Origin of the sequence: Arthrobacter crystallopoietes (assembly GCF_002849715.1) — a bacterium.
GTDB lineage: Bacteria > Actinomycetota > Actinomycetes > Actinomycetales > Micrococcaceae > Crystallibacter > Crystallibacter crystallopoietes.
Genome location: NZ_CP018863.1, coordinates 3,319,332 through 3,335,942, shown reverse-complemented (window position 1 = coordinate 3,335,942; position 16,611 = coordinate 3,319,332). Strand labels below are relative to the sequence as shown.

The window sequence follows — 16,611 nt, the reverse complement described above, 5'->3', positions numbered from 1 at the left end:
TCCAGCGTAGTGGGCCGACGACGGCGGGGCTCACGTTTGCGGGTCAGTCGCCTACTGCCTCGCGGCCGCGGCGCACAATCAGCGGATCCGGCTCGTAAACCACGGAGCTGTCCTTGTCCTCGTAGTCGAACTGGTTGAGGAAAAAGCGCATCGCGTTAACCCGCGCCCGCTTCTTGTCATTGGACTTGATGGTGATCCACGGGGCGTGGTCCGTATCGGTGCGCAGGAACGTGTCTTCCTTCGCCTGGGTGTAGTCCTCCCACCGGTCCAGGGAGGCAAGGTCCATCGGCGAGAGCTTCCAGCGGCGCACCGGGTCGATCTGGCGGATCGCGAAACGGGTACGTTGTTCGTGCCGCGTCACCGAGAACCAGAACTTGGTGAGGTGGATTCCGGAGTCCACCAGCATCCGTTCGAAGACCGGCGCCTGGTCCATGAAGGTCTCGTACTCCTCAGCACTGCAGAACTCCATCACACGCTCCACGTTGGCCCGGTTGTACCAGGAGCGGTCGAACAGCACGATCTCGCCGGCCGTGGGCAGGTGGTGGATGTAGCGCTGGAAATACCACTGGCCCTGTTCACGGTCCGAGGGTTTTCCCAGCGCCACCGTCCGGGCGGCCCGAGGATTCAGATGCTCGGCGAAGCGCTTGATCGTCCCGCCCTTGCCCGCCGCGTCGCGGCCTTCGAAAACGATCACGTGCTTACGGTCATGGTCCTGGCTCCAGTACTGGAACTTCAGCAGTTCCACCTGCAACCGGTATTTCTCCAGCTCGTATTCCTCCCGGGACATCCGTTCGTCGTACGGGTAGTCATCCCGCCACGTCTCCACGGCCGAACCACCAGGATCAATCAGCTCCGGGTCCTCACCCTGCCCGCCCCTGACCGAGTAACCCAGCTTCACCAGCTGGTCGATGGCCTCACGCAGGTTCTCCCTGACCCAGCCTTGATTCTCAATCGACCAATGTTTGCCGTCCTGAGTCATCCAACCACCCCTTCCGGCTCGCGAATTCACGGCACTCTAACAACGCCGGGTGAACGGTTGGTGAACTCGCTCCGCCTGCGGCGACGACCGGCGGCCGCGGGGCGTGATGGAATCAGGGGATGGAGATCCGCCCCTACGCCGAAACCGATGCCGCAGCGACGCTGAGCCTGTTCCTGGCGGCGGTGACGGAGACCGCTTCAGCGCACTACTCAGCGGAGCAGATCGCGGCATGGGCGCGGCCAGTTGAACGGGATGTCGCCCAATGGAACTTGGCCAGGAAGTCGCGCAATACCTACGTGGCCACCATCGGGGGCGAGGTTGCCGGCTTCTCCGACGTCGGAGACGATGGCTACATCGACATGATGTTTGTCGCCCCCAGGTTCGGTCGACGCGGTGTCGCCGGCGCCCTCCTGACGCATCTCCACGGCATCGCAGTAGGAGCCGGCGCATCCGAGCTGTATACCAATGCGAGCATCACGGCCCGGCCGTTCTTCGAGCAGCATGGTTTCGCCGTGGTCGCGGAGCAGCACCCCGTCACACTCGGCGTAGCGATGACCAACTACAGGATGGTGCTCCCGCTTTAGTGGAATGCTGGGCCTATGACAACGCAGCCGCTCACCGCGGGCCGACGCCGATACGCGGCGGCTGCCATGGCCGGCGCCGTGCTCTACGCCGTGGTGGACGTTGTCCTTCACCTGCTGCCGCCGCACTACAACCCAATTAGCGACGCCGAAAGCAACCTCGCGGTGGGCCCGTTCGGCTGGATCATGAACCTCAATTTCCTCGGCCGCGCCGCCATGACTTTCTGCGTGATTGCAGCCATCGGCGGGACGGGGCCGGCGACGGGACTGCGGCGTACCGGCTCCTGGCTCCTGGCAGTCGGAGGCGTGTGCTCGGGTGTTCTGGCGTTCTTTTCGGCCGATGTCCATGCTGCCGGCGCATCCGGCCTGCGGGTTTCCACTGCCGAAGGCACCATCCACCTTTACGTTGCGAGTCTCGGTTTCCTCGCCGCGTTGGCGGCCTTCGTCCTGCTGACACTGTGGATCCGGACCAGTCCGAAACTGCGCAATGCGTATCCTGCTGCACTGGCCTTCACCCTGCTGGCCGGCGCCGGGCTCGCGTCCCTTGGCATGACCATCGGCTTTGCTCCGGAACTGCTCGGCTTGGCGGAGCGGATCTGTTTGGTCGGCATCCTTGGCTGGGCTTTCGCCGTCGCCGCCGCTATCCGCCGGTCCGCCCCCTGAGCGATTGGATGGATTGCGATGCAATCTGCGACTGTGCATTACCTGCAAGATGTTTCACCACGCGGCCGACCTGCAAGACTGGTCCGATGAGGAGTTCACGCGGTTTTATCGCCGCCTTGATCGTGCTGTGCCAGAGCTCTCAGTCCTTGGCATATGCAGGCATCGCGCTGTTCCTTCCACTGATCCGGACGGAGCTTGGACTGACGTTTACCGAGTCCGGGCTGTTCGCCATTGCGACCACGGCCACTTATGCGGCGATGCAGATTCCCGCGGGATATCTCGCGGACCGCTTCGGTGCCAAACGGGTATTCCTGATCGGCACCCTCGGAGTCAATCTGACAGCCCTAGGTTTTGCCTTGCTGCCGACATTTGGCTGGCTACTTTTGGACCAGGCAGTATCGGGGATATTCCGGTCACTGATGTTCGCGCCAGGCATGGTGCTAATGTCGCGCCAGTTCCCGCCCGAGCGCCGCGCCACCGCGATGGGACTGTTTGTGGCGCTGGGCTTCACCTCCAACATCTTCCTCAACACCCTCGGGCCGGTCTTGGTGGGTCCGCTTGGCTGGCGCAATCTCTTTCTCATCTTCGCCGCAATGGGCCTGCTGTTCCTGGTCCTGTTCTGGAAGACGCCGGAGGCACCTGGAACCGGGCAGGACACCCGGCCTGTCCGGATCCACGAGCTGGTGACCCTCATGCGCGAGCGCATTCTCTGGCTCTGCGCAGGCATCCAATTTGTCCGCTTGGCAGTCACCGGCGGAACAGCGATGTGGCTGCCCACTTATCTGGTCGCGGACAAGGACATGTCGCTGCAAGCCGCGGGTCTTGTCCTCGCTGCGGGCGCTCTGCTTTCTGCCCCGGCGAACTTCCTCGGCGGCTACATCGCGGACCGCTTCAATCGTCCCGTGGCCGTCATCTCCACAGCGCTAGTGCTGATCGGCGGAACGTTGCTGCTGATCGTGCAGGCCCAGTCCCCCGCCGCCCTGCTGGTCCTGGTGGCCGTCAACCAATTCCTGGTTCAGATCTACTTCGGTCCGCTTTTCGACATTCCTGTCCGCGCGCTAGGACGCGAATTTGCGGGAACGATCAGTGGCTTCTCTAACTTCTGGGCGAACATCGGCGCCCTGTTCTCGCTGTACCTGCTCGGGTCAGCCAAGGACCTGCTTGGCTCGTTCGACGCCGGTTTCTTCCTCCTGGCAGGGATGTGCGCCGTGGCTATCCTCTTGGCCGTGCCAGTGTCGCGTGAACTTACGAGGCGAACAACGACGACGGCGATGCCCGCAGATAGCGCACGCTAGACGCGTGCGGGAGCGGGGCCTGTCGTATTCCGGACCACCAGTTGTGGCTGGTGGACCAGGCCGGTGGGCTCCTCGGAGGCTAGCCGCGCCGCCGCGCACGCAACAGCAGCTGCAGCCAGCCGCGGCGCGTCCTGGCTGACGCTGGTCAGCTGCACGTGACTGAGGCGGGAAAGCTGACTGTCGTCGTATCCAGCCACAGAGAGGTCCTCGGGAACGTTCAGGCCCGCCCGTCGGACCGCCTCGAGCACGCCCAGGGCGCACCGGTCATTGAAGGCCACTACGGCGTCCGGGATCGAACCGGCCACCAGTTTGCCAGCCGCGCGCAGCCCGTCTTCTTCGTGGGCTCCGCCATGGAGCACCCGAATGTCGGCCGCGAGCCCGTACTCCTGCATGGCGGTCCGGTAGGCCGCGGTGCGTTCGTCCGCGGCCACTGCTCCGGCACCGTCGATGTGCACAATATTCCGATGCCCCAGCGACACCAGATGTTCCACGGCTGCACGGACGCCGGCGCCGTCATCGCTGCGGACTACGTCAACGCCTTCAGCCGACGTGGGGCTGAGGAGGCTGACCACCGGAACCTGACGCGCATAGCCCGCTAGCTCGTGCGGGGCGGAGGACGGCGAGATCATCAGTGCGGCCTCAACGCCCGCGTCCAGCAGCGACTCCACCGCGCGGGATTCCGGCCGGTGTGTGCCCACGGCGCTGAGCACAACGTCGAAACCGGCAGCCTCCGCTGCAGCATAAATGGATTCGACCACCTCGCCGTGGAATGGCTCGGAGAGCGTGAACGTGACGCCAAGAAGCCTCGTCCGGCTGCTGCGCAGCAGGCGCGCCCGGGAATCCGGACGGTAGCCCAGTTCGCGGGCAACCTCGAGCACGCGGCGGCGGGTGACCTCGCCGGCACCTTCGGCGCCACGCATTACGATCGAAGCCAACGCCCGCGATACACCAGCCGCCGCAGCGACGTCCGCAAGCGTTGTCCTGCGCGTCGGCGCGCGCTCAGGCTGTCTTCGCATCATGCTCCTTTGCTCTCTGCCCCACATTACGGGAGCCAGTTCTTCGAGGAGATTCTCGCAGCCGCTTCGATTCTTACAAGCCCCAAAATGAATACTAGAACGATCTAGACAGCGCTGTCCACGTATGCCAGAGTTGATTCGTCCCGTTCACTAGATCGTTCTAGTCCAAGCCAACCGGCGCAGGACCCCGTCGTTAAAAGGAGCATTCATGGCCTACATTGAGCGCAGCACCGGATCGGCTTCCCCGGTCCGGCTGGCGCTGATCGGTTCCGGCTGGATGGGCGCTTTCCATGCCGAAAGCGTAGCCACCCGGATCGGCGGAACCCGCCTTGAGGCGATCGCCGATCCTGCCCTTGGACCGGCAACCGAACTGGCAGATCGACTCGGCGTCGCGAAGGTTACTGCCGATCCGACTGACCTGTTTGCCGATCCGGACATCGACGGCGTCATTATCGCAGCACCGGCGCGCTTCCACTCGTCCCTGATCGCAGCAGCCGCTGTGGCCGGCAAGCATGTGTTCTGCGAGAAGCCGGCCGCCCGAACCCTCGAAGAGTTGGACGAGGCGCTGGCCGCCGTCGACGCGGCCGGCATCGAACTCCAAATTGGCTTCAACCGTCGTTTCGCTGCAGACTTCGCCGCGGCCAAGCGCACCATCGACGTCGGAACAGTGGGCGAGCCGCGCCTGCTGCGCTCGCTTACCCGCGATCCGAACACGACGGACGCCATCCCCAACGCGGACCGAACCCCGCAATGGACTATCTTCCTCGAGACACTGATTCACGACTTCGACACCCTGAACTGGTTCAACCAGGGCGCTGTCCCGGAGCAGGTCCATGTGGTGGCCGATGCACTAGTGGAACCCTCCCTCAAGGATGCGGGCTATCTGGACACCGCCGTCGTCACTATCCGCTACAGCAACGGAGCCATCGCCGTCGCCGAAGCGAACTTCAGTGCACTGTACGGCTACGACGTACGCGGCGAAGTATTCGGCTCCGCCGGAATGGTCCAGGCCGGTTCGCTGCAGGAAACGTCAGCCACTCGCTACACAGCGGAGGGATTCGGCGGCGAAACTCCGCGGCTGAACGTGGAGCTGTTCCATGATGCCTACACCGCGGAAATCGCCCACTTCGCGAAGGTCATCCGAAGCCGCCGCGACGGCACGCCCGCTCCTGAGCTTGCCGCACCCGGCGGCGCCGATGCCCGCGCGGCCCTCGCCCTCGCCTTGGCCTGCATCAAGTCCGTCGAGACCGGTGCCGCCGTCGAGTTAACCAACGTCCTTCCCGCGACCGTTCCGGCCGGCGCACTTCCGGCGGACGCCCGATGAACGCGAAGGTCACACCGAACCAGGACACAGCCGGCATCCGCTTGGCTGTCTGCGCAGAAATGGTTTTCCTGGATCTTCCCATGGAGGAACGCATCCGCCGGATCTCAGCCGCAGGCTTCGACGTCGAGCTTTGGGACACCCGCAAGCACGACATCGAACAACTCGTTGCTACAGGTGCCACGTTCTCCTCGATGACCGGCTACTCCGCCGGCAGCGTCATCGATTCAGATACCTCGCACGATGTCCTCCGCACCGCCGCCGAGCTCATACCCTCGGCGCTGCAATTGGGAGTGAGCCGCATGGTTATCCACCCTGCCGAGCTAATAGACGGGCAGGCTGCCCGTCCGGCGTACCGCGCTACCGGACAGATGTGGCTCGCGGGACTACGGACGCTTGAAAAGCTGGGCGAGCTTGGGGCAGAGCACGGGGTTACGTTCACGCTCGAGAACCTCAATACCATCGCTGATCATCCCGGCATCCCGCTCGCCAGAGCCAAGGACACGCTGGCAATGGTCGAGGCCGTGTCCCACCCGAATGTGAAGATGATGCTCGATCTCTATCACGCGCAGATCGGGGAAGGGAACTTGATCGACCTGCTCGGCCGCGCCCTCCCGCATATCGGCGAGATCCAAGTGGCGGATGTGCCTGGACGCTGCGAACCGGGCACCGGTGAGATCAATTACCCGGCCATTGCCCGAGCGCTGGACGCAATCGGCTATGAGGGAACAGTCGGGATGGAGGCGTGGGCCGAATCCGACAGCGAGCTAGCGCTGGCACGCTTCCGTGAAGCGTTCACGCTACGGCACTCGGTTCCGTTCGGTGCTGGAATCTCCACCGGTTAGCAGCAGCGCAACCAGGACCCCGGATCACCGATCGGGGGTCCTGGCCCCGATGCCTTGTCCGGGCCTCGTGGCTGGGAGAGAGTCAGAGCTCCACTTTGACCGGGATGCCGGTCTCCAAGGACAGCTGGGCGGCGTCGGCTACCTTGGAGGCAGCGACGGCGTCCTCGGGCGTGCAAGGGTTTTCCCGCTGGCCCTGGATCAGTTCGAGAAACGCCAGCATCTCGGCCCGGTAGGCAGCGTCGAACCGCTCAGCGAAAGTCTTGTGGGTTTCCCCCTGCGGGAACTCGACTTCGGCCTCGGTTGACCGGACCGCAGTCTTCTCGTCCAGCCCCACCATGACGGATGACTTGGATCCCTGGATTTCGAGCCGCACGTCGTGGCCGGCCCCGTTGTAGCGGGTCGCCGAGACGGTGCCGACGGTCCCGTCGTCGAAAGTAACGACGGCGAGCGCAGTGTCCACGTCGCCCACGGCGCCGATGGCGGGATCGCCGTTGTTTGAGCCGCGGGCGTAGACCTCCACGATTTCGCGGCCGGTCAGCCAGCGCAGGATGTCGAAGTCATGCACCGAGCAGTCGCGGAACAGCCCGCCGGAGGTGGCAAGGAACTCGACCGACGGCGGGAACATGTCGCCGGTGACGGCCCGCAGGGAGTGGATCCAGCCCAGCTTCCCCGCGTCGAGCCGGCGCTTAGCCTCCAGGTAGCCGGCGTCGAAGCGGCGCTGGTGGCCGATCTGCACGACGCCGTTGTGTTCGCGGATGTAATCCAGCACGGGCAGCGAGTCTGCGACGTTCCCGGCCACGGGCTTTTCACAGAAGACGGGCACGCCCGCGTCCACGCCGGCACGGATGAGCTCCGGGTGGGTTGCGGTTCCGGTGGCGATGACCAGGCCGTCGATCCCGCCGTCGAGCATCTCCCGGACGCTCGGGACAAACTTCGCACCGACCGACTCGGCGACGGTGCGCGCGTGGTCCGCGGCAACGTCGGTAATCTGCAGCCGGATCTGAATGCCCTGCTCGGCCAGGTCTGCATTGAGGGCAGCAATGTTTTTGGCGTGCATGGTGCCGATGCGGCCGGCGCCGGCGAGGCCGAGGGTGACGTTCTTCATAGTTTCCTTTGCTAGGTGAGTGCGGCTGCTCAGTATGGTGCGGTTGTGTGAGGCTGGCTAGTCGCTGTGGCTTGCTGTGGCTGCGGCGTGCTGCCCGTCGGGAAAGCTGATGCCCAGCTGGCCACGCAGTTCGTCGGCCAGCCGCATCGTCTTGATGGATTCGGCCAAGGGACGCTCCGCCACCTCCAGCCCACCGGCTGCGATCGCGCGGGCCACCGCCGCGGCCTGGAAGTGTAGCCCCGCCACGTGATCACCAGGCGGTTCCTCGTAGCGCAATTCCCGGCCGTCCGCGGTGCGGACCGTGAAGCCGCCGGGCGCATTGAAGGGGCCGTCCAGGGTGAGCGTAGCTTCGGTGCCCACGATAGTAGCTGTGGTCGGCGTGAACCCATAGAGGTTGGTACTGATCACCGCGTGCACCCCGCCGGCGAAATCCATAACGGCAGAGATCTGCCCGTTGACGCCGGCCGGGTGCGGGGTTCCGACGGCGTGCACGGTCTCGGGCAGGCCGAGTACCGAGGAGATGAACGCCAGCGGGTACGTGCCCAGGTCCAGCAGCGGTCCGCCGGCCAGCTTCGGGTCGAATATGCGGTGGCCGGGTTCGAAATGCTCGCCGTATTCGGCCAGCACGGTGACCAACTGCCCCAGGGCACCGGCGTCGAGAAGCTGCCGCACGACGTCGTACTTGGGCAGGAAGAACGTCCAGAGCGCTTCGGCGGCCAGCAGGCCCCGCGCCTCGGCCAAGGCGGCAATGTCCTCGGCCTGCCGCGCGTTGATGCCGATCGGCTTCTCGATCAGGACGTGTTTGCCGGCCTCGAGCGCCAGGCGAGCGACGGCGTGGTGGTGGTTGTGCGGCGTGGCCACGTAGACGATGTCCACGTCCGGTGCCGCCGCCAGCTCCTCGTAACTGCCGTAGGCCGCAGGGATGCTGAACCGTCCTGCGAAATCTCTGGAGCGCTCCTGAGACCGTGAGCCGACGGCGGCCACAATCTGGCGGGTGTGTTGCTGCAAGGAGGCGGCGAAGCGCTCCGCGATCCAGCCGGGTCCGGCGATGCCCCACCGTAGCGGGGGCGCGTCCCGGGAGTCCGGCACGCGGCTGCCGGGAAGCGCGTCAGGAAAGCGCGCATTTAGTGTCGCGCTCATACCTGTTCCACCGGGGTGAAGGCGCCTCCGTTGTGCATGGACGCCACCATGGCCTCAGCGGCCAGAGTGGCGCGGAGGCCGTCCTCGGCGCTGGCCAGCGGTGAACCTGTCCCCTCCTGCAGCGAGTGGATCCAAGCCTGCAACTGGCGCCGGTAGGCCTCGGCGAAACGCGGCCGCCAGTCCTGCGGGTACTGCGTGTAACTCTTCAGGTCCGCGTTGTAGGCCACGGAGGCCGGCTCCAGGAAGCGGCCGGTGCCGTGCTCGCCGACCACCTCGCACTGCGTCGAGTAGCCGTGCCCGGCGTTGAGGAACAGTTCCAGGGTGGCCAACACACCGGAGCCCAGGCGCATCATCATGAACGCCGGATCCTGCAGCCCAGACGCCGCCTCCGAGGTGGAGAGGATGCCGGGCACCCAGGCCACCTCCGTGATCGGGCTATCCAGCAGCCAGGGGAAGGAGTCCAGTTCGTGGATCGCCGAGTTGGTGACGGCGGACTCGCTCGTCGCACCCGGCGCGGCGGAGACGTTGCGGCTGATGCCGTGCAGTAGCAGCGTTCGGCCCAGGCGCCCCTCCTCGATAGCCTCACGGACCTCCAGGTGCCCCGGGTCGAAGCGGCGCATGAAGCCCACACTGACCAGGGACCGGCCCTGATCATCGCGGACCCTTCGCTCGGCCTCCACGACTTCGCGCGCTTCCGCCGCCGTCGGGGCCAGCGGCTTCTCGCAGAGCACCGGTTTACCGGCGTCCAGGCAGGCCTGGACCAGCTCCGCATGAGTGGAATCGTGGGAGGCGATGACCACGGCATCGACGTCGTTCGCTTTGATCAGCTCCAGCGGATCCGACACCGCGCGGGCTCCGAGGGCCGACGCCGACGCCTGTGCCCTTTCGGCGTCGATGTCCGCGATGACGGACAGTGAAGCACCGCCGATGTTGCGGGCCAGGTTCTGTGCATGGTCGGCGCCCATGACGCCGGCGCCAATCACTCCCGTGCGGATTGTCATGCTCCTCTTTCCTGTCGGTTCCTGTTGCCTGCGGTCTAGCTGCCGCCCGGTTTAGCTGCGGCGCGGTTCGGTGCTCGCGACCTCGGCCTCGACTTCCGCGACGACGTCGCTGTGGCCGCCGAGCGACTCCAGTTCGTGCGCCAGCTCGGCCAGTTCGGCGCCGCCGGCCATCTGCGCCGTCAGCTCCTCGAGCGTGATGTCCTTCTTGTTGTAGTAGCCGATGGACTTACCGCGCTTGAGCAGCAGGAACCGGTCGCCCACGGGGAAGGCGTGGTGCGGGTTGTGGGTGATGAAGATGACGCCGAGGCCGCGGTCGCGGGCCTGCAGGATGTAACGAAGCACGACGCCGGATTGCTTCACGCCCAGCGCAGCGGTCGGCTCGTCCAGGATCAAGACCTTGGCCCCGAAGTGGACGGCGCGGGCGATCGCCACACACTGGCGCTCACCGCCGGAGAGCTGGCCGATGGGCTGCTCCACGTCGCGTAGGTCGATGCCCATCTCTTGCAGTTCCTTCTTGGTGATCTGCTTCATCGTCTCGACGTCCAGCCGCTTGAACGGGCCGACACCGGTGGTCAGCTCGGACCCGAGGAAGAAGTTGCGCCAGATCGGCATCAGCGAGACGACGGCGAGGTCCTGGTACACGGCCGCGATGCCGGCATCCAGCGCCTCGCGGGGTGAATTGAGGTGGCGCGGCTCGCCGAAGATCGAGAAGGTTCCCGCATCGTGCTTGTGCAGGCCCGCGATGATCTTGATCAGCGTGGACTTTCCGGCGCCGTTGTCGCCGAGGACGCAGGTGACGCGGCCTGCGTCCACGGCCATGGTCACGTCGCTCAGGGCGATGATGTTGCCATAGTGCTTGCCGACCTTGTCCAGCTCCAGCAGGTGGACCGGTGTGCTGGTCAGCGGGTCCTTCTCGCCGCGAAGCAGCTCGTCCTGCGTGATGTCCCTGTTTTTCATGATGGTCATTTCCTTTAGCTCCTGCTTAGGTCTTGCCTGGCCCGGTTCGCTTACTTCTGCTCGGCCCGGCGCTTCACCACGAGGTTGACGATGGTGGCCAGGAGCAGCATCAGCCCCAGGAAGAACTTGAACCAGTCCGGGTTCCACTCGGCGTAAACAATGCCCTTGTTGGCCATGCCGAAGATGAATGCGCCGATCGCGCCGCCGATCGCCGAGCCATAGCCGCCGGTGAGGAGGCAGCCGCCGATGACGGCAGCGATGATGTAGAGGAATTCGTTGCCGATGCCTTCACCCGACTGCACGGTGGAGAAGGCGAAAAGGTTGTGCATGCCGAGCACCCAGGCGCAGAAGCCCACGCCCATGAACAGTCCGATCTTGGTGCGCACCACCGGGACGCCCACCGCGCGCGCCGCATCGGCGTCGCCGCCCGAGGCGAAGATCCAGTTGCCGATCTTGGTGCGCAGCAGTATCCACGACGCCACCGCGACCATGGCAATCCAGATGAAGACGGTGATCTTCACGTCCACGCCTGCGATGTTCACCGAGGAGGCGAAGATGGCACGGGCCGATTCGAAACCGTCCATGTTGGCGATGGAGGGGGTGGAAACGCTGCCGCCGATGGCGCGGGTCAGTCCGAGGTTCAGGCCGGTCAGCATCAGGAACGTCGCCAGGGTGACGATGAAGGAGGGCAGCTTGGTCTTGATCAGGATCCAGCCGTTGATGAAACCGACGCCCAGCGAGAGAGCCAGCGCCAGCACCACGCCAACCCAGATATTCATGGAGAAGTACCAGCTGAACAGCGACGCCGTCAGCGCCGAACTGATCACGGCGACACCGGTGGAGAGGTCGAACTCGCCGCCGATCATCAGCAGGGACACACCCACGGCCATGATGCCGATGGTCGAGGCGCCGTAAAGAACGGTCGCGATCGAGCCTGGCTGCAGGAACACGGGCGCCACCGCGGCGAAGAAGATAAAGAGGGCGACGGCACCGACCAGGGCGCCGATCTCCGGGCGGCCCAACAGCTTGCTGAGCGTACTTTTCTTGGCTACCCGTTCATCTGCCGCGGGAGCTGTTGCTGTGAGAGTCATGTCATTTCTCCTTGGATGCTGTGGCGGAACCGTTTGCGGGCTCCGCCACAGCGGTCAACGGTGGGGTTAGCGGACGCCCTGCTCGGCGAATTCGAGAACCTCGGCGGCGCTCTCCTGGTCCACGATGGTCGGGCCGGTCAGGACCGGCTGGCCGCCGCCGATCTCGAAGCCGCCGCGCTGGTTCTGCCACAGCGCGTCGATGGCGCCGTAACCCTGCAGCCAGGGCTGCTGGTCGACGGTGAAGATGACGTCGCCGTCCACGATCTTCTGGGCCAGCTCGGCATTCATGTCGAAGGACGCAGCCTTGGCCTCGCTGCCGGCAGTTTCGATGGACTGCAGGATGGTCAGCGTGAACGGCGCACCAAGGCCAATAACGACGTCGGCGGCGTCCGTTGCCTGCAGCTTCGCGGTAACGGTGGACTGCACCTGGGTCATGTCGGTGCCCTGGACGTAGAGGATCTCCGTATCGGGAACCTTGGCCTTGACGCCGGCGCAGCGGTTCTCCAGGCCCACGTGGCCCTGTTCCTGGATCACGCAGATCGGATGCTCGTAGCCGTCCGCAGCGAGCCGTTCTCCAACGGCCTCGCCGGCGAGCTTCTCGTTCGAGCCGAAGTGGGTGAACGCGCCGAGATCGGCGAAGCGGTCCTCGCCGGCGTTGATGCTGACCACAGGGATGCCGGCATCGGTGGCCTGCTTCAGTGCCGAGGCGAGCGCGTCCGGCTTCGCCAGGGTAACGGCGATGCCGTCGACACCCTGATCCACTGCCTGCTCGATCAGCTGGGCCTGGCGGCCGCCTTCGGGATCGGAGAGGTACTGCAGTTCGACGTTGTCCTTGGCGGCAGCTTCCTCCGCGCCCTTGCGGACGATGTCCCAGAATGTGTCGCCCGGGGCAGCGTGCGTAATGAGGGCAATGTTCATGCGCTCGGTCTCGGCAACGGCACCGCCGCCGCCTTCCCCGCCTGATTCGGGGGCGCGACCTCCAGCGGAACAGGCCGTGAGGGTGAGTGCGGGAACCAGGACCGCCGCAGCCGCCAGTTTCCGCAGCGAAAGCTTGTGTGACACGAGAATCTCCTTTGTTTTCGTGAACCGGCCTTCCCCGAAGACCGGTGGTACTGCCTCCCGGCATCCGTCAGCGAATGCTCGGTCAGTGCCTTGACACCAAGCATGGGTGACAGGGATCACAGAAGTCAATAGTATGTAAGGACATATTCACATTGCGAAGAAACCGTTACGAAGACGAACGCCGAGGCAGTAAAGGATGGCCCTCCGGTGGTTCGAAATCGCTGATACCATCACCGCAAGGCGATTTGTCCTAACATTTCGACCAGACAGTCAATAGACCAGAAAGCAGGCGGAGGAGGAGCAATGAGCGCAGACCTCAATATCCCGATAGACCGGTCCTCCCCGGTGCCGCTCTACCATCAGGTAGTACAGGGCATTGAGGCGGCCATCCACAGCGGCGTGCTGGAGTCCGGCTCCCGCCTGGACAACGAGATCGAGCTGGCCAGTAAGCTGAAGCTTTCGCGGCCCACCATGCGCAAGGCCATGGACGAGCTGGTCCGTTCCGGCCTCCTGGTCCGCAAGCGCGGCGTCGGCACGCAGGTGGTTTCGAATCAGGTCCGTCGGCACCTGGAGCTGTCCAGCCTATTCGACGACCTTCAGCGCACCGGACAGAAGCCCACCACCGAGGTCCTCGAGTTCCGTCATGGCAAGGCAGATGCTGCCATTGCCCAGGCTCTCGATCTGCCCTCGGGCGTAGGCGTCTACCACTTCACCCGGCTGCGGAGCGTTGGCGGCAAACCGCTGGCGCTGATGGAGAACTGGGTCCGGGATGACATCACGGACATCACCGAGGAAGGCCTTCGACAGCTGGGCCTCTACCAGATCCTGCGCGACGCCGGCGTGAACTTCCGCCTGGCCAGCCAGCGCATCGGCGCGATGGTCGCTGATCCACGTCAGGCCGGCCTGCTCGAAACCGAGGCAGGCTCGGCGCTGGTCACGATGGAGCGCACCGCTGTGGACGACACCGGGCGCAACGTCGAGACCGGCCACCATGTCTACCGAGCCGATTCCTACAGCTTTGAAATGACCTTGGTCCAGCGCTGATCGCCGGGCTTCTGTCTCTCCCTCATCCCGATCCCGATCCTGAATTGAAAGGCCTCCAGCTATGCCCGAGTCAACGCAATGGGTCTACCCCCTCGGAACCGCCGGCGACGGCGCCTGGCAAGTCTCGCTCGGTGCGTCCGACAGCCCCACTCCGGTGGACGGCTGGGCGCATACCGGCATCAAGATCGCCGAGCTCGCGGCCGGCGAGGCCGTAAAGCTCGCGGCCGAGGCCGAGGAACGGATCGTCATTCCGCTGCAAGGTGCTTTCACCGTGACGGTGGACGGCACGGACTACCAGCTCCGTGGCCGCGGCTCCGTCTTCACTGGCCCCTCGGACGTGCTCTACACGGGGATCGAAACCGCCGTCGCCATTTCATCGCCTCAGGGCGGACGCATAGCCGTGGCACTGGCGCCCGCCAAGGCCAGCTATCCCGTCCGCCTGATCAAGGCCGAAGACACTCCCGTGGAATTGCGTGGCTCCGGGATCTGCTCCCGCCAGGTGCACAACTTCGGCACACCCGCAGCCCTGGAGGCGGACCGGTTCATTGTCTGCGAGGTCATCACCCCGGCCGGCAACTGGTCCTCCTATCCTCCGCACAAACATGACGAGGAGAAGGACGGCGAGACCAGCCTTGAGGAGATCTACTACTTCGAAACCCGGCTGGCCCAGGGCGCGCCGGCCCCCGCAGGAGTGGACCCCATCGGCTATGCCCGCGTCTATGCCTCAGACGAGCGCCCCATCGATGTCAACGCCGAGGTCCGCACCGGCGACGTTGTTTTAGTCCCCTACGGCTGGCATGGACCAGCGATGGCTGCTCCCGGCTACGACCTGTACTACCTGAACGTGATGGCCGGTCCCGGCCGCGTGCGGGAGTGGTTGATCAGCGACGACCCGCACCATGGCTGGGTCCGCCAGACCTGGGACGGCCAGGAGATGGACCCGCGGCTGCCCTTTACCGCCTGACCACCCGAGGCACAGCACGGCTCCGCGCCCCTGGTTCTCCCTCAGCTGACTAGGAAAACCCCGTTTCCCGGCCGGGCTGCCTACAGTCCGGCCGGGATGTTGTGCGGGGTAACGACGTCGGTCTTTGACGCCTTGGCCGGCGCACCGCGACTACCATCTGGGTTTCATGGGGCTGGAGGAGGCACAGACGTATCCGGCGCACATCCACCTGCTCTCCCCGGCGCTCACGTTGCAGGGCGCGGTGGCCCACTGCGACATGCCGGTGGAATCCGCGCCCACGCTCTACCTGCCCCATTCGCACAAGTACCCGGCCGGCTACGTGGCATTCCACCGGCCGGAGTTCACTGAGTATTTCGAGCAGAACTATGTCCAGCTCCCGCTGGAGAAGGGCGACGCCGCGTTCTTCAACCCCGCTCTATTCCACGGGGCCGGGCACAACCGCACCGCGGACATCCGCAGCACGGCCAACCTGTTGCAGGTCTCGTCCGCGTTCGGCCGAGTCATGGAAACCGTGAACCGCACCGCCATGAGCAAAGCGCTCTATCCGGTACTGCAGGAACAGCGGGTGGCCGGCGCGCCGGAGCGCTCTATGCGCAACGTCGTGGCGGCTTCAGCCCAAGGCTATGCCTTCCCCACGAACCTCGACCGGGACCGGCCGATCGGCGGCATCGCCCCCGAGAGCCAAGCCCAGCTGGCGCTGCGCGCGCTGGCGAGCGGCATGGACCAGGCGGCGTTCGAGTCGGAGCTGAATGCCCAGCAGCAGCGCCGCCGAACGCAGGTGGGCTGACGTGGCAGCGGACGCCAGCGGCTCCGGCCGCCCGCTCCGGCTGGGCCTGATCGGGTCCGGCCGGATCAGCGCGGTCCACGCCGCCAGCCTAGCAGCACATCCAGGGGTCGACTTCGCGTGGGTGGCGGATCCGCTCATCGAGAACGCCCGGCGGCTGGAGGCCCTGTACGGGGCGACCGCCGTGGAGTCTGCCGAGCAGGTTCTGGACGATGGAAGGCTGGATGGCTGGATGGCATCATCATCTGCTCGCCGACACCCACCCACGTGGACCTGATCATGGCCGCCGTCGAGCGAGGTCTGGCGGTGTTGTGCGAGAAGCCCGCGGACCTGGATCTGGAACGCGCCCGCGCCTGCCAGCGGGCGGTGGCCGGCGCGGCGCAGCCGATCATGATTGGCTTCAACCGCAGGTTCGACCCGTCCTTCGCGGCCGTCCGGCGGCGCGTGGGCTCGGGCGAGATCGGGCGACTTAAGCAACTGGCCATCACCAGCCGGGATCCGGCGCCGGCACCCGAGCCGTACATCCGCACTTCGGGCGCCATCTTCCGCGACATTACGATCCGTGATTTCGATATGGCCCGGTTCTTCCTCCCGAACATCGTCCAGGTGACCGCACACGGCTCGAATCTTTTCAGCGACTACATCCGCGACGCCGGGGACTATGACTCCACCGTCGTTGTCCTGGCCGGCGCGGGCGGCGAGCAGGTGGCCATCACGAACTCCCGGCGGCAACGATCGAGAGGAGAGCAGTAGTGGGATTTGG

At 65.4% G+C, this 16,611-nt stretch carries 18 protein-coding genes; 10 read left to right on the top strand and 8 right to left on the bottom strand.

Features of this window, described 5'->3' with window-relative positions:
• Positions 1 to 43: 43 nt before the first annotated feature.
• The gene (gene ppk2, locus AC20117_RS15565; protein ID WP_074698817.1) at positions 44 to 979 is read right to left on the bottom strand and encodes a polyphosphate kinase 2; all 936 of its coding nucleotides are present in this window, start codon (positions 977 to 979) and stop codon (positions 44 to 46) included.
• 119 nt (positions 980 to 1,098) lie between these two features.
• Between ppk2 and AC20117_RS15560 the strand changes: the two genes are divergently transcribed.
• The 3 genes from AC20117_RS15560 (at position 1,099) to AC20117_RS15550 (ending at position 3,518) form a co-directional block, all read left to right on the top strand.
• Positions 1,099 to 1,563 (top strand): GNAT family N-acetyltransferase, encoded by a 465-nt coding sequence (locus tag AC20117_RS15560; RefSeq protein ID WP_074698819.1) that lies wholly within the window; start codon positions 1,099 to 1,101, stop codon positions 1,561 to 1,563.
• A gap of 15 nt (positions 1,564 to 1,578) precedes the next feature.
• Entirely contained in the window at positions 1,579 to 2,223 is a 645-nt protein-coding gene (locus AC20117_RS15555) for a DUF998 domain-containing protein (RefSeq protein ID WP_074698821.1), read from the top strand.
• A gap of 86 nt (positions 2,224 to 2,309) precedes the next feature.
• Positions 2,310 to 3,518: an MFS transporter gene (locus AC20117_RS15550; RefSeq protein WP_083339495.1), complete on the top strand. Its 1,209-nt coding sequence runs from the start codon at positions 2,310 to 2,312 to the stop codon at positions 3,516 to 3,518.
• On the opposite strand, the gene AC20117_RS15545 is transcribed toward AC20117_RS15550, so the two are convergent.
• The gene (locus AC20117_RS15545; protein WP_236777333.1) at positions 3,515 to 4,537 is read right to left on the bottom strand and encodes a LacI family DNA-binding transcriptional regulator; all 1,023 of its coding nucleotides are present in this window, start codon (positions 4,535 to 4,537) and stop codon (positions 3,515 to 3,517) included. The genes AC20117_RS15550 and AC20117_RS15545 overlap by 4 nt on opposite strands.
• 205 nt (positions 4,538 to 4,742) lie before the next feature.
• On the opposite strand from AC20117_RS15545, the gene AC20117_RS15540 reads away from it, so the two are divergent.
• Both AC20117_RS15540 and AC20117_RS15535 read left to right on the top strand, forming a co-directional pair.
• On the top strand, positions 4,743 to 5,858 hold the full coding sequence (locus AC20117_RS15540; RefSeq protein ID WP_074698828.1) for a Gfo/Idh/MocA family oxidoreductase: 1,116 nt from the start codon (positions 4,743 to 4,745) through the stop codon (positions 5,856 to 5,858).
• Entirely contained in the window at positions 5,855 to 6,700 is an 846-nt protein-coding gene (locus AC20117_RS15535; RefSeq protein ID WP_074698831.1) for a TIM barrel protein, read from the top strand. Before AC20117_RS15540 ends, AC20117_RS15535 begins: the two co-directional genes overlap by 4 nt.
• A gap of 82 nt (positions 6,701 to 6,782) precedes the next feature.
• Here AC20117_RS15535 and AC20117_RS15530 read toward each other — a convergent pair whose 3' ends face one another.
• The 6 genes from AC20117_RS15530 to AC20117_RS15505 all read right to left on the bottom strand — a co-directional run bounded on the left by AC20117_RS15530 (position 6,783) and on the right by AC20117_RS15505 (position 13,056).
• Complete coding sequence (locus tag AC20117_RS15530; RefSeq protein WP_074698834.1) at positions 6,783 to 7,805, bottom strand: Gfo/Idh/MocA family oxidoreductase; 1,023 nt, start codon at positions 7,803 to 7,805, stop codon at positions 6,783 to 6,785.
• A 57-nt stretch (positions 7,806 to 7,862) separates the two neighbouring features.
• Positions 7,863 to 8,945 (bottom strand): Gfo/Idh/MocA family protein, encoded by a 1,083-nt coding sequence (locus AC20117_RS15525; protein ID WP_074698837.1) that lies wholly within the window; start codon positions 8,943 to 8,945, stop codon positions 7,863 to 7,865.
• Positions 8,942 to 9,946 (bottom strand): Gfo/Idh/MocA family protein, encoded by a 1,005-nt coding sequence (locus AC20117_RS15520; RefSeq protein WP_074698839.1) that lies wholly within the window; start codon positions 9,944 to 9,946, stop codon positions 8,942 to 8,944. Before AC20117_RS15520 ends, AC20117_RS15525 begins: the two co-directional genes overlap by 4 nt.
• Before the next feature lie 51 nt (positions 9,947 to 9,997).
• Positions 9,998 to 10,912, bottom strand: a complete 915-nt coding sequence (locus AC20117_RS15515; RefSeq protein ID WP_418202221.1) for an ATP-binding cassette domain-containing protein — start codon at positions 10,910 to 10,912, stop codon at positions 9,998 to 10,000.
• 41 nt (positions 10,913 to 10,953) lie between these two features.
• Positions 10,954 to 11,994, bottom strand: a complete 1,041-nt coding sequence (locus tag AC20117_RS15510; RefSeq protein WP_074698841.1) for an ABC transporter permease — start codon at positions 11,992 to 11,994, stop codon at positions 10,954 to 10,956.
• 66 nt (positions 11,995 to 12,060) lie between these two features.
• The gene (locus tag AC20117_RS15505) at positions 12,061 to 13,056 is read right to left on the bottom strand and encodes a substrate-binding domain-containing protein (protein WP_074698844.1); all 996 of its coding nucleotides are present in this window, start codon (positions 13,054 to 13,056) and stop codon (positions 12,061 to 12,063) included.
• 303 nt (positions 13,057 to 13,359) lie between these two features.
• On the opposite strand from AC20117_RS15505, the gene AC20117_RS15500 reads away from it, so the two are divergent.
• The 5 genes from AC20117_RS15500 to AC20117_RS23945 all read left to right on the top strand — a co-directional run bounded on the left by AC20117_RS15500 (position 13,360) and on the right by AC20117_RS23945 (position 16,601).
• On the top strand, positions 13,360 to 14,100 hold the full coding sequence (locus AC20117_RS15500; RefSeq protein ID WP_074698847.1) for a GntR family transcriptional regulator: 741 nt from the start codon (positions 13,360 to 13,362) through the stop codon (positions 14,098 to 14,100).
• A gap of 61 nt (positions 14,101 to 14,161) precedes the next feature.
• A complete protein-coding gene (gene iolB, locus AC20117_RS15495) occupies positions 14,162 to 15,064 on the top strand; it encodes a 5-deoxy-glucuronate isomerase (protein WP_074698850.1) in 903 nt (300 codons plus the stop codon).
• A gap of 124 nt (positions 15,065 to 15,188) precedes the next feature.
• On the top strand, positions 15,189 to 15,851 hold the full coding sequence (locus tag AC20117_RS15490; protein WP_236777332.1) for a phytanoyl-CoA dioxygenase family protein: 663 nt from the start codon (positions 15,189 to 15,191) through the stop codon (positions 15,849 to 15,851).
• Positions 15,814 to 16,125: a Gfo/Idh/MocA family oxidoreductase gene (locus tag AC20117_RS23950; RefSeq protein WP_236777629.1), complete on the top strand. Its 312-nt coding sequence runs from the start codon at positions 15,814 to 15,816 to the stop codon at positions 16,123 to 16,125. The genes AC20117_RS15490 and AC20117_RS23950 overlap by 38 nt, the downstream gene beginning before the upstream one ends.
• Entirely contained in the window at positions 16,116 to 16,601 is a 486-nt protein-coding gene (locus AC20117_RS23945; protein WP_236777331.1) for a Gfo/Idh/MocA family protein, read from the top strand. The genes AC20117_RS23950 and AC20117_RS23945 overlap by 10 nt, the downstream gene beginning before the upstream one ends.
• Positions 16,602 to 16,611: the final 10 nt, after the last annotated feature.